The sequence below is a fragment of the Lentzea sokolovensis genome, assembly GCF_033949975.1.
GTDB classification, from domain to species: Bacteria; Actinomycetota; Actinomycetes; order Mycobacteriales; family Pseudonocardiaceae; genus Lentzea; species Lentzea sokolovensis.
In genome coordinates this window covers 194,772-206,562 of record NZ_JAXAVU010000011.1, presented here as the reverse complement: position 1 = coordinate 206,562, position 11,791 = coordinate 194,772, and the positions used below count along the sequence as shown (strand labels likewise).

Genomic DNA, 11,791 nt, shown 5'->3' with positions numbered 1-11,791 from the left:
CGTCTCCTCGTCAGACGCGAAGAGCCCCGACCGCGAGAAGCAGCCGGGGCTCGTCGTTGAACCTGTTACTGGCAGGTTACTTGTCGTGGTTCGGATCTTCCTTCTCGGAGGCCGTACCAGACTTGATGGCCGCTGCAGCGAGCTCGGACGGAGCAGGCTTCGCGTCCTTGTGCGCGATCGTCTTGCCGGTGAAGGACACGTGGCCCTCGTTCCGGATCCGCTCGATCATGTGCGGGTAGTGCAGCTCGAACGCCGGGCGCTCCGAACGGATCCGGGGCAGCTCGGTGAAGTTGTGCCGCGGCGGCGGGGACGAGGTGGCCCACTCGAGCGAGTTGCCGTAGCCCCACGGGTCGTCCACCTTCACGACCTCACCGAAGCGGTAGCTCCGGAAGACGTTCCAGATGAACGGCAGCGTCGACGCGCCCAGGATGTAGGCGCCGATCGTCGAGATCATGTTCAGCGTCGTGAAGCCGTCGGACGCGAGGTAGTCGGCGTACCGGCGCGGCATGCCCTCGTTGCCCAGCCAGTGCTGGACGAGGAACGTCGCGTGGAAGCCGAGGAACGTCGTCCAGAAGTGCAGCTTGCCGAGCGGCTCGTCCATGAAGCGGCCGGTGATCTTCGGGAACCAGAAGTAGATGCCCGCGAAGGTCGCGAACACGATCGTGCCGTAGAGCACGTAGTGGAAGTGCGCGACGACGAAGTACGTGTCCGACACGTGGAAGTCGATCGCGGGCGCGGCCAGCAGGATGCCGGACAGACCACCGAAGAGGAACGTGACGATGAAGCCGATGCTGAACAGCATGGGCGTCTCGAACGTCAGCTGCCCCTTCCACATCGTGCCGATCCAGTTGAAGAACTTCACACCGGTCGGGACCGCGATGAGGAACGTCATGAAGGCGAAGAACGGCAGCAGCACGGCGCCGGTCGCGTACATGTGGTGCGCCCACACGGCGACGGACAGGGCCGCGATGCCGAGCGTCGCGTAGACCAGGCCGTTGTAACCGAAGATCGGCTTGCGGCTGAACACCGGGAAGATCTCCGACACGATGCCGAAGAACGGCAAGGCGACGATGTAGACCTCCGGATGCCCGAAGAACCAGAAGAGGTGCTGCCACAGGATCACGCCGCCGTTGGCGGGATCGAACACGTGGGCGCCGAGATGCCGGTCCGCCAGCAGGCCCAGCAGGGCCGCGGTCAGGATCGGGAACGCGAGCAGCACCAGCACCGACGTCACCAGGATGTTCCAGGTGAAGATCGGCATCCGGAACATCGTCATGCCGGGCGCGCGCAGGCAGACCACGGTGGTGATCATGTTCACCGCGCCGAGGATGGTGCCGAGACCACCGACCACCAGGCCGGAGATCCACAGGTCGGCGCCGACGCCGGGCGAGTGGATGGCGTTGCTCAGCGGCGTGTACGCGAACCAGCCGAAGTCAGCAGCACCACCGGGGGTGATGAAGCCCGCCATCACGATCAGGCCACCGAAGAGGTAGAGCCAGTACGAGAAGGCGTTGAGCCGCGGGAACGCCACGTCGGGCGAGCCGATCTGCAGCGGCAGAACGAAGTTCGCGAAACCGAAGACGATCGGCGTCGCGTACAGCAGCAGCATCACGGTGCCGTGCATCGTGAAGAGCTGGTTGAACTGTTCCTGCGAGAGGAACTGCATGCCGGGCCGGGCCAGCTCGGTCCGCATCAGCATGGCCATCGCGCCGCCGACCATGAAGAAGGCGAACGAGGTGACCAGGTACATGATGCCGATTTGCTTGTGGTCCGTGGTGCGGAACATCCGCAGCAGGAAGGACCCCTTGACCGCAGTGCGCGTCGGATAAGGACGCGTTGCGATCGGCTGCGGGGCTACGGCCGTCACGGTGCCTCCAGGCCTTGGTGGGACCAGTTCGTTCGGGAAACTCCCCGGGATATTAGACGGAGCCGATCAGCTCCATTCGGGTGGGCCATGGCCGGTGGCCAGCGGCGTAGCGCACGTCACACGTATCCTGCCGCCGTGCTCCGATTGCTCGCTGTCGCTTCTGTCCTGTTGCTGGCCGCCTGCGGCTCTCCCGCCACGCACAACTCCGCGGACGTCGAGTTCGCGCGGGGAATGGTCCCGCACCACGAACAGGCGCTGGAGATGTCCGGCCTCGTCGCGTCCCGCACGGAGAACCCGCACGTGATCGATCTGGCCAAGCGCATCGAGGGCGCGCAGAAGCCCGAGATCGACCGCATGAACGGCTGGCTGCGGACGTGGAACGCGCCGGTGCAGGCGTCGTCGCACTCCACGCACGGCCACACGGAGTCGCACGGCATGGTCGAACTGGGCAACCTCGCCGAACTGGACGGCACCGACTTCGACCGCCAGTGGCTGTCGCTGATGATCCAGCACCACCGCGGCGCCGTGGACATGGCGCAGAAGCACCTCTCGGCCGGCACCGACCCCGAGACCCGCAAGCTCGCCCAGGACGTCGTCAGCCACCAGGAGAAGGAGATCGCGGAAATGGAGTCGCTTCTCCCTCAGGGCTGATGCCAGCCTTCAAGCGTGAGTGCTCTTGCGGGCGTGCGCGCCGCGGTGTCGTTGGCAGCCTTGCACGGTGTGACGTGCACCGATCCTGTCGTGCTCAAGGACGGCAGCAACGTCATCGTGCATCTGCGCCCGGCCCCGGTCGTGGCCCGGATCGCCGCGCGCACGGCCCTGGTTCGTCCTGCCGTCGCCGATCACTTCGCGCGCGACCTGTCGATCTCGGCCTTCCTGGCCTCACGCGGCGTGCCGGTCGTGACACCTTCCGAGGAACTTCCTGCCGGACCTCACACGCGTGACGGCTTCGTGTTCTCGTTCAGCACACACGTCCCGCACGACCCCGACGCGGAGCTCACCCGGCCCGAGGTGCTCAAGCTCCTGCCCGACCTGCACGCCGAACTGCGGCTCTACGAGGGCTCACTGCCCTCACGCGGCCCCGTGGACGACGTCGACAACACCCTGGCGTACCTGGAACGCATCGGCGTGCCCGAGCTGCGGTCGTTCCACGCGCGGCGGGACGAGCTGCTGGACTCCTGGAACGAGCACTTCAACGACGTCCAGCCGCTGCACGGCGACTCGCACTACGGCAACCTGCTGATGACCCCGTCCGGGCCGGTCTGGAACGACTTCGAGGACACCTGGCGCGGCCCGATCGCCTGGGACCTGGCCTGCCTGGCCGGCGCACGCGGCAAAGAAGCCGCCCAACGCGCCGTGGACGTCTACGGCGGCGGGGCGGCTTCTTCGGACGTGGAGTTTCACCTGGAGATGCGAATTCTCTTCGGCACGCTCTGGGGCTTGCTGATGGAGAACAGTTAGACGCGACGCCTGCGCATCACGAGCACCAGCGCGGCACCAACGGCCACGAGCGCGGCACCCAGCCCGAGCATCCACGCGGAACCGAACCCGGTCGCCGCCAGCCCGCCCGTCTGAGCGACCTGGGCAACCGGCACTTCGGTGGTCGTGGTCGTCGGCACGACCACTTCCGCAGACGACGTCGCGGCGGTGCTCGACGTCGGAGACTGAGTCGAGGTCTTCGTCGTAGTCGTCGTAGTCGTGGTGGTGGTCGTCGTCGTGACCGGAGGCTTCTCAACGGCCACACCACACCCGAACCACTCGCCGATCTCCGGCAGTTCCGAGTCCCCGACGACCGGAGCCCGCAACCCCTCCCACGGCAACGCCTCACCGAGCTTGCCGGCGAGGTAGACGTTGAACACGTCCCCGGCACGCACCACCATGCCCGTGACCTTGAAGTCCGCCGGCAACGCGGTGATGTCCAGGTTCCGCTGGTTGTCGCCACCGGCGTAGGTGAACTTGGTGGGGTGGATCGGCGTCCCGGTCAGCCCGCCCACGGTGCAGGCCTCGGGATGGTTGAAGTCGACGAACTGAAGAAAGGGCTGCGCACGCGCGTCGTCAGTGCTCACCCCGTCGGCGAACGCACTGGTCGCCAGCACCAGCGAGGCCACACCGGCCAGAGCGGCGGAAGCGAGCAGGCCGGATCTTCGCGGGAACGTCAAACGCATCGGGTCACTCCGTGGGGTCGGCGGATGCCGCGATCTAAGACGATCGACGTCCCCCAATCGGGTTACATGACGATCAACTGTGATCCCTGTGGCCGAGTTGTTACTGCTCCGTGAGGTGCAATCCCAAACGAAAGCCGCCCCACCGTGGAGATCTGCGGCGGGGCGGCTTTTTCAGACGTGGGTGGTACTAGGCGCGACGCCTGCGCATCACGAGCAGCACAGCGGCACCAGCGGCGACGAGCGCGGCACCGAGGCCGAGCAGCCAGGCGGACCCGAAGCCGGTGGAGGCCAGGTCGTCCTCGTCGGCGACAGGCACGGGCGCGACCGTCGTGGTCGTGGTCGGCGCGACCTCACCAGAGGTGGTGGTCGTCGTGGTGGTGCTCGTGGTCGAGCTGGGGGACGACGAGTGCGTGACCGTCGACGTGGAGGTCGTCGTGGAGGTCGTCGTGGTCGTGGTGGTGGTCGTGGTGTCCTTGATGCCGCAGCCGTACCAGTGGCTGATGGCCGGGGCCTTGCCGTTCTTGTCCGGCGACCGCAGGTCGTTCCACGGCAGCGCGCCGAGCTTGTCGGCGAGGTAGACGTTGTAGGCGTCCGCGCCCTTGACCACGACACCGGTGACCGTCACGCCCGCGGGGGCGGCGGTGATGTCCACGTCCAGCTGGTCGACGCCGCCGGTGAAGGTGAACTCGCCAGGCGCGATCGGGGTGCCGGTAAGCCCACCGACGGTGCAGGCGTCCTTGTGGCTGATGTCGACGTTGCCCGCGTACGCGACCGCGCGGCTGTCACCAGACGTCGGAGCCGGCTTGTCGGGCTGGGCGAACGCGGTGGTCACCAGGGTGAGGGTGGCCACGGCAGCCACGGCGGTGGCGCCGAGCAGGCCGGATCTTCTCAGAGGCGTCAGACGCATCGGGTTACTCCGTGGGGGTTGATGGATGCGGCGATCTAAGACGATCGACGTCCCCCGAACGGTCTAGATGACGAACGACTTCACCCTTGTGGCCGAGTTGTTACCCCTCCGTGAGGTCGCATCCCCAAACGACCAAACGCCGAAGGGGCCTGCCCGACGGGCAGACCCCTTCGCAAGCACACAGGCGCCGAACGACTCTCAGTCGTTCTGCGCCACCTCGGCGGGCTTGAGGAACACCGTGCCACCGTTCGGCATGCGCCGGAACCAGTCAACGGGGGTGACGGGCTGGCCGAGCACCGGACCCACACCAGTGGGGAGGTGGGGAACAGGAACGCCGGCACCAAGGGGGATCTGGGGCCGACCGAGAGGCTGGTTCGGGGTGGTCATGGTTCCTTCTCGACGAATGGTTCGGGGCCTCGCCCGAGGAACACCGACCGGATACCCGGGGAAGCCCTCAGCCACGACTCGTTCACAAGACGGTGTCGAGCTGGTGATACCCGGTTCGCCTGAGTGTGACCTCGAACGATATTCATCGCCCAGCGTCTCGACGCGCGCCGGAAAACGAGTGGTGGCTGCGTCGAACACGTAGGGGTTTGTGGCACACCGGGTGGACCGGATGCGGAAGTCTACAACGCCGCGCAAGGGGCCTCACCTGCATGTTCGCTGCTTGGAACACGAAAGTGTGAGGCCCGCCGTTCAGCCCGCACATGCAGGACATCAGGCGGGACCGCGATGGGCCGTGCGGCGGAACAACTGCTCCCGACGGTCATCCTAAGCACGACTCACTCAGCCAGGAATAGAAGAATTGCGCTCGCCTCTGCAATCGGCCGGAAACTCGCACAACTCGGGCCGCTCTCCCGCAAGATCATCCGGCACGCCACACGGCTGCCGGCGCTAGCTGCCGTCCTCGTCCTTTTTGCGATCAAGAAGGGCAGCGAGGATGTCGTGCAGCTGAGTCTGCGGAACCACTACGCGGATCCGCACCTTCGCGACGGAGACGTGCGGGTCTGGATCTCCATCACCGCTGGAGGGCTGAGGCCGACCGTCAGGCTGGTTCGGGGTGGTCATGGTTCCTTCTCGACGAATGGTTCGGGGCGTAGTCCGAAGAACGCTCAAGTCACCGAGAGTCGCCAAACACGACCCCAAGAGGGCGTCGAATTGATGTTCCCGGCGAGCGTGAATCGTTACCTCGAACGAAATTCATCGCCCAGCGTCCCGACGCGCGCCGAAAACGAGTGGTAGCGGCGTCGAACACCTAGGGGTTTGTGGCACACCGGGTGGACCGGATGCGGAAGTCTACAACGCCTTGCAGGGGGCCTCACCTGCACGTTCGCCGCTTGGAACACGAAAGCGTGAGGCCCGCACATGCAGGTCAACAGACAGGACCGCGATGGGCCGTGCGGCGGAACAACTGCTCCCGGCGGCCGCCCGAAGCGCTACTCACTCAGCCAATGGAAATGAACGCATTACTCATTCGATACGGAAATACCTGCAGCGGTGGGCGGTGCCACCAACAAGATCAACGTGGCGGGCGCAGGTAGACCGTACCGCCGTTCGGCATGCGCCGGAACCACTCGATCGGCACCACGGACCGCCTCTCCGGCACGCCCGCCAAAGGGGGCAGTCGCGGGAGCCGTACCCCCGCGACCTGAGGGAACTGCTGCTGACGGGCAAACCGGTTCGAGGTGGTCATGGTTCCTTCTCGAAAGATCTGAGTCACTCACTCGCTTCGATGATCGAGAACACGTGCAACGACCCCAGAGCGGCTGCCAGGCGCCGCCGCGTCTCGGGCACGTCGATCTGCCACTGCTCGGCGGCGTTCGCGAGCAGCAGCTCGAACGGCACCGGCGCGTGGCGGCACTCGTTCAGCACCCAGCCGGCGTCGGGGTCGAGCCAGAAGATCTCCGGCCGTTCCTCCATGCGGCCCGCCACGGCGCGACCGCTCTTCGTGAGCCGGTACGCCACGTCCGGCAGCACCTGGAACTTCCCGTCCTCGCGGATGCCGGTGGCGAGGAGGGACACATCCGCAGTGGACACCTCTTCCGCAGCACCGGCCACTTGGCCCGCGAGCGCGTGCAGCAACCACCGTGCGTCCGGCAAGAGGTCGTGCTCGTGTGCCAGCAACCAGTCGCCGATCTCCGCGGCCCGCTCCCGCGCCTTGGGCAGCAAGGAGTGCGGGCCGAGCTGTTCCGAGTCGGACACCAGGAAGAACTGGCTGAGACAGGTGTAGGCGTGCCAGGCCGCGAAGGTCTGTTCCAGGGGCCATCGGGCGTGAGACCAGGAGTTCTCGAAGTACTCCGCGTCTTCGGCGTGCGCGTCGAGGAACTCTCGTGTGATGGCGAAGTCGAAGAACTTCTCGTGCGCGCCCTCGTGCACGAGGGCCTCAGCCACCTCCATCGGGCTCACGGGCTCGTCGATCAGCACGATTCCGGGCACGTATCGCGACGACGCGGAGACCACTCCCCCGGACGTCTCCGCCTTGAGCACCGCGAGCATCGACACGTGGGCCAGCAGGTCGCCGGCCATCGCGGGTGAGAGTCGCCTGAACAGGTCGACGCCCTCGGCCACGATCTTGATCGCCGTCTCGAACCGCTCTCCGTCCGCCTCGGTGAGCGGCTGCGGCGCCTGACCGGGTGGGGCGATGATGCGCAACGGCGCTTCGAGCCGCTCGGCTGCCGCCGGGTCGGACGCCACCGCGATGCCGGCGTCCCGCACGTCCATCGCGGCGGCCTCGTGCAGCGCCTCCAGGTCCACGTCGCCATGCCCCGCGAGGGCGCGCCCGATCTCATAGCGCACGATCGGATGGTCGAGGAGGTTGTCTGACATCTCCGTTCCGGGCACGAACAGTTCGACGGCAACGCGGTAGAGCGCGCGGCGCTCGTCGACCAGCACGTCCGCGGGTGCGAGCCGCGCATGCAGTGCAGGTGCTGATGGAGAAACCAACATCGAAGACCCCGTGTTCACGTACCCGGCGGCGTGGAGCCGGCGTGACCACCGAAAGCTCCCTGTCGCGGGAAGATAGCGACCTGCGTCACTGCCGCGATAGCGGGATCCCCCTAGAAGACCGGTGCCCGGCCTGCGCCTGGGGGACGCTGACCGGGCACCGGGTTGCTGGGTCTCATCAGCCGAACATGATGCTGGTGACGTTCACGAAGCCGACGACGGCAAGCGCGATGATCGAGACGGCGACCATCGTGAGCACGGTGCGCCATCCGATGGCGGTGACGGCGACTGCGACGGCTCCGGCGATTCCGAGTGCACTCCCTGTGGACATCTCGTTTCCTCCCGACTGAGCGAGCACGTGCTCCCAGGTGTGGGCGGTCCTGGGCGTCTCGCCTGCTACAAGCGTCTCGTGTTGTAGGTTGTCTGTCAACGGTCGCCAGGTTGCCAGACAAGTTGCAACCGACAGGCAACAGGCCTACCCTGGACCAATGCCCGCCGACGACGTCCATTTCGGCGAGAGCTGGTCGCTCTCGCCGGATTCGCGACGGCCCCTCCCGGAACTCATCGAGCAGAAGCTCCGGGAGCAGATCATCGGCGGCACCCTCAAAGCCGGTGACCGCCTCCCCACCGAGCCGGAACTGGCACGCAAACTGGATGTCGCCCGGTCGTCGCTGCGTACAGCGCTGCAACGGCTGCAGTTGCAGGGCATCGTCGAGGTCCGCCGCGGCCTGGGCTGGTACGTGCGTCGCACCGACCTCGCCGCCGTCGAAGAGCACCTGGAAGGCAGGCTCGCCGCCCGGCAGTTCTCCCAGACGGACCTGCTGGAAGTGCGGATCGCCCTGGAGACCACCGCCGCGAGTCTCGCGGCCGTGCGCGCGGGTGACGGCGAACTGGACGAGCTGGCGAAGCTGAACCACCGCTATCAGCGGGCACCTGTCGACGACACGCAGGAGGTGATCGAGTCGGACGAGGAGTTCCACTCGGCGCTGATCCGCGCGTCGCACAACGAACTTCTGGAGCAGATGTACCAGGTGCTCGTGCCCGGTCTGCAGGACTGCAAGCGGCACGCGCATCCGTCCCGCGAGGTGCACAACCGTTCGGCGAACGAGCACGAGCAGGTGATCTGGTTCCTCCGCCGGCACGACGAGGTGGGCGCGAAGAGCGCGATGACCACTCACCTTCTCGGCCTGTACAACGACGTGGCCGCCGACGACACGCAGCCGAAGGCGACGCTCAGCACCTACGTCGGGGTGTCGGACAACCCGATCTGGGGCAAGTCGCGCTGACGCGTTGCTGATACGACAAGGACCGAAAGGGTCTGGCGCTGATCCGTCATCACTCCCACCATGTATGGACGACCGGGTGGAGTGAGGGGGCGGCGACCAGGTGGTGGCGGCGCGCAGGCACAAACAAGCGTTGGCCGTCGCGATCCTGCTGATCGTCGTCGCAGCCGCCGACCTGACCGCGGTCCTGCTGTGGCAACCCACTTCACGAAGCCTGCTGCACGACACACTGGTCGTGCTCTGGCCGTTGCCGGCCTTGGCGGGCTTCCTTCTCGCCGCCTACGAACTGTTCCTGCACAAGCGCCTCGTCGCGGAGATCGGCCGGATCTCCGGGCCCGGCATCGTCCGGCACCTGCTGCCGTCCGAAGTCCTCCGCACGTTCCTGTCGACCGTGTACGGAGCGGATCAGGCCAACGACGACGTGGTGGCGGGTGTTCTCGGCGGCGAGGGCGTACGTCCGCACGGCGGCGACCTGACGATCAGCACCGGCACCACGGTGAAGCTGCGACTGCAGGGCATCGACACCAAGACCTACCACCTGATGACGACCCAGCGGTACCAGTTCCGCAGGGACGTCCCCACTGATCGCTTCGTCATCTTCGCGACGTCGAACGCCACCCTGCGCGACACGATCAGCGCCGCCTGCCGCTACCCGTTGTTCGAGCTGTACTTCATCCCGGACCCGTCGCTGTTCCTCGAATCCGTCGACGACCTGCTCGACTCCACCAAGATCGACATCGACTACCTCGACCACGAGGACCAGCCCCGTTCGGTGCAACCCAGCCAGATCCCGCCGGTCGAGGTGAGATTCGACCAGTGGGCCAACTACCTGAGGTTCTTCCGGCAGCCCATGGCCCCGCTGGGAAAGCTCAGCCCGCACGACCACCTGGGTGATCTGCGGATCTTCGAGTGCGATCTCAACGGCATCGCCGACGACCACGTGGTCCGCGCGATCCGCAGACTCACCATCTCGTCGCGCACCCTGCAACGCACCAACGACGGATTCTGCTACTGGCAGTCACCCTATCCGTCCTTTGTGGACACCATCAGCTTCGACGCGACGCAACTGGCGGTCGACCAGTCCCCCAGGCACGAGTTCCGGGTCATGCCGTTCACGTTCAAGTCGGCGACCGCTGCCGCCCAATGGCTGGAGGCGACCGACCTGGTCGACCTGGACGTGCGGTCGTGGTTGCTGCCGGGGCACGGGGTGGCGTTGCTGTGGCGCGAGGCGATGGGCTGAGTCACCAGATCGCGACCACGTGAAGCTCAGTCAATCGGCCTCGCGTACACCGTGCCGCCGCCGTTGGGCATGCGCAGGAACCAGTCGACTCCGCGGACCGGCTTCACCGGCTTCAGCGGCCAGCAGGAGCGTTCGGGATCCTGCGGAACCGGGGCGGGAACGGGTTTGAGCGGGTCGGTGGCCATCTCGGTCTCCCTCACCTGCGGATGGCCTTGGAGCCTAGCCACGACGTGCCCCTGCGGGCGCCTGCCCGGAGGGTGAGCGTGGTGCTGCAAGCGAGCGCAAGAAATTGCGTACACTTGCGCCATGACGCAACGGAGGCTGGCCGAGGTCGCGGCCAAGGTCGGGGTCAGCGAGGCCACCGTCAGCCGGGTGCTGAACGGCAAGCCGGGTGTCTCGGACGCCACGCGGAGTGCCGTGCTCACGGCACTTGACGTGCTGGGTTACGAGAGGCCGACGCAGCTGCGAGGCGAACGGGCGCGGCTCGTCGGGCTGGTGTTGCCCGAGCTGCAGAACCCGATCTTCCCCGCGTTCGCGGACGTGGTCGGGAACGCGCTGGCGCAACGGGGGTTCACGCCCGTGTTGTGCACGCGGACGGCCGGCGGGGTGACGGAGGCGGAGTACCTGGAGCTGCTGCTGGAGCAGCACGTCAGCGGGATCGTGTTCGCCGGCGGGCTGTACGCGCAGAAGGACGCGAGCCATGGGCACTACCAGCAGATGATGTCGCGGAAGTTGCCTGCGGTGCTGGTCAACGCCGCTATAGACGACCTGGCGTTTCCGCGGGTGTCGTGTGATGACGCGGTGGCCGTCGAGCAGGCGTACGGGCACCTCACGTCGCTCGGGCACAAGCGGATCGGGGCGGTGCTCGGGCCGCCGGATCACGTGCCCAGCCAGCGGAAGATGCAGGCCATCGACAAGTGCGGTGGCGCGGACGTCGAGCACGCCATGTTCAGCCTTGAAGGTGGGCAGGCTGCGGCGATGAAGCTCGTGCAGCGCGGGGTCACGGCGATCATCTGCGCCAGCGACCCGCTCGCGCTCGGCGCCATCAGGGCCGTGCGGCGGGCCGGATTGGACGTGCCCAAGGACGTGTCGATCATCGGGTACGACGATTCGGCGTTCATGACCTGCACTGATCCGCCTCTTACGACGGTGCGGCAGCCCATTGAGGCGATGGGGCGGGCGGCCGTCGAGCTGCTGGCCAACCAGATCTCCGGCAACGCGGTGGCGCCGGACGAGTTGCTGTTCGAGCCGGAGTTGGTGGTGCGGGCGTCCAGTGCGCCGGTGAGGTAACGAGCACAGTCGTCTTCTTGCGAGTTTTCGTCTGGATATTGCGTTCAGATGTAACGGGGACTTATGGTCGCCGTCACATCGACGCGCTCGCGAGAA

General features: G+C 66.7%; 14 protein-coding genes. 5 read left to right on the top strand and 9 right to left on the bottom strand.

Annotated elements, in window-relative coordinates; translation table 11 throughout:
* Positions 1-76: 76 nt before the first annotated feature.
* Complete coding sequence (gene ctaD / locus SK854_RS27825; protein WP_319978065.1) at positions 77-1,867, bottom strand: aa3-type cytochrome oxidase subunit I; 1,791 nt, start codon at positions 1,865-1,867, stop codon at positions 77-79.
* A 135-nt stretch (positions 1,868-2,002) separates the two neighbouring features.
* Between ctaD and SK854_RS27820 the strand changes: the two genes are divergently transcribed.
* Both SK854_RS27820 and SK854_RS27815 read left to right on the top strand, forming a co-directional pair.
* Positions 2,003-2,518, top strand: coding sequence for a DUF305 domain-containing protein (locus tag SK854_RS27820; protein ID WP_319978064.1), 516 nt, complete (start codon positions 2,003-2,005; stop codon positions 2,516-2,518).
* 15 nt (positions 2,519-2,533) lie between these two features.
* Complete coding sequence (locus tag SK854_RS27815; protein ID WP_319978063.1) at positions 2,534-3,328, top strand: phosphotransferase; 795 nt, start codon at positions 2,534-2,536, stop codon at positions 3,326-3,328.
* Here the strand turns inward: SK854_RS27815 and SK854_RS27810 are convergent.
* The 7 genes from SK854_RS27810 to SK854_RS27780 form a co-directional block, all read right to left on the bottom strand.
* Positions 3,325-4,032 carry an LPXTG cell wall anchor domain-containing protein gene (locus tag SK854_RS27810; RefSeq protein ID WP_319978062.1) on the bottom strand — a complete coding sequence of 236 codons (708 nt, stop codon included), beginning with the start codon at positions 4,030-4,032 and terminating at the stop codon, positions 3,325-3,327. The two genes, SK854_RS27815 and SK854_RS27810, sit on opposite strands and share 4 nt — an antisense overlap.
* A 187-nt stretch (positions 4,033-4,219) precedes the next feature.
* Entirely contained in the window at positions 4,220-4,939 is a 720-nt protein-coding gene (locus SK854_RS27805) for an LPXTG cell wall anchor domain-containing protein (protein ID WP_319978061.1), read from the bottom strand.
* 198 nt (positions 4,940-5,137) lie between these two features.
* A complete protein-coding gene (locus SK854_RS27800) occupies positions 5,138-5,326 on the bottom strand; it encodes a hypothetical protein (protein WP_319978060.1) in 189 nt (62 codons plus the stop codon).
* A gap of 507 nt (positions 5,327-5,833) precedes the next feature.
* Complete coding sequence (locus SK854_RS27795) at positions 5,834-6,007, bottom strand: hypothetical protein (RefSeq protein ID WP_319978059.1); 174 nt, start codon at positions 6,005-6,007, stop codon at positions 5,834-5,836.
* Between the two features lie 451 nt (positions 6,008-6,458).
* Complete coding sequence (locus tag SK854_RS27790; protein WP_319978058.1) at positions 6,459-6,632, bottom strand: hypothetical protein; 174 nt, start codon at positions 6,630-6,632, stop codon at positions 6,459-6,461.
* A 23-nt stretch (positions 6,633-6,655) separates the two neighbouring features.
* A complete protein-coding gene (locus tag SK854_RS27785; protein WP_319978057.1) occupies positions 6,656-7,885 on the bottom strand; it encodes an aKG-HExxH-type peptide beta-hydroxylase in 1,230 nt (409 codons plus the stop codon).
* A gap of 175 nt (positions 7,886-8,060) precedes the next feature.
* Positions 8,061-8,213: a hypothetical protein gene (locus SK854_RS27780; protein ID WP_189158876.1), complete on the bottom strand. Its 153-nt coding sequence runs from the start codon at positions 8,211-8,213 to the stop codon at positions 8,061-8,063.
* Between the two features lie 157 nt (positions 8,214-8,370).
* On the opposite strand from SK854_RS27780, the gene SK854_RS27775 reads away from it, so the two are divergent.
* Both SK854_RS27775 and SK854_RS27770 read left to right on the top strand, forming a co-directional pair.
* Positions 8,371-9,168: a FadR/GntR family transcriptional regulator gene (locus SK854_RS27775; RefSeq protein ID WP_319978056.1), complete on the top strand. Its 798-nt coding sequence runs from the start codon at positions 8,371-8,373 to the stop codon at positions 9,166-9,168.
* Between the two features lie 130 nt (positions 9,169-9,298).
* The gene (locus SK854_RS27770; protein WP_319978055.1) at positions 9,299-10,405 is read left to right on the top strand and encodes a hypothetical protein; all 1,107 of its coding nucleotides are present in this window, start codon (positions 9,299-9,301) and stop codon (positions 10,403-10,405) included.
* A 26-nt stretch (positions 10,406-10,431) separates the two neighbouring features.
* Here the strand turns inward: SK854_RS27770 and SK854_RS27765 are convergent, their stop codons facing one another.
* Complete coding sequence (locus SK854_RS27765) at positions 10,432-10,590, bottom strand: hypothetical protein (protein ID WP_319978054.1); 159 nt, start codon at positions 10,588-10,590, stop codon at positions 10,432-10,434.
* Between the two features lie 121 nt (positions 10,591-10,711).
* Between SK854_RS27765 and SK854_RS27760 the strand changes: the two genes are divergently transcribed.
* A complete protein-coding gene (locus SK854_RS27760; protein ID WP_319978053.1) occupies positions 10,712-11,695 on the top strand; it encodes a LacI family DNA-binding transcriptional regulator in 984 nt (327 codons plus the stop codon).
* Positions 11,696-11,791: the final 96 nt, after the last annotated feature.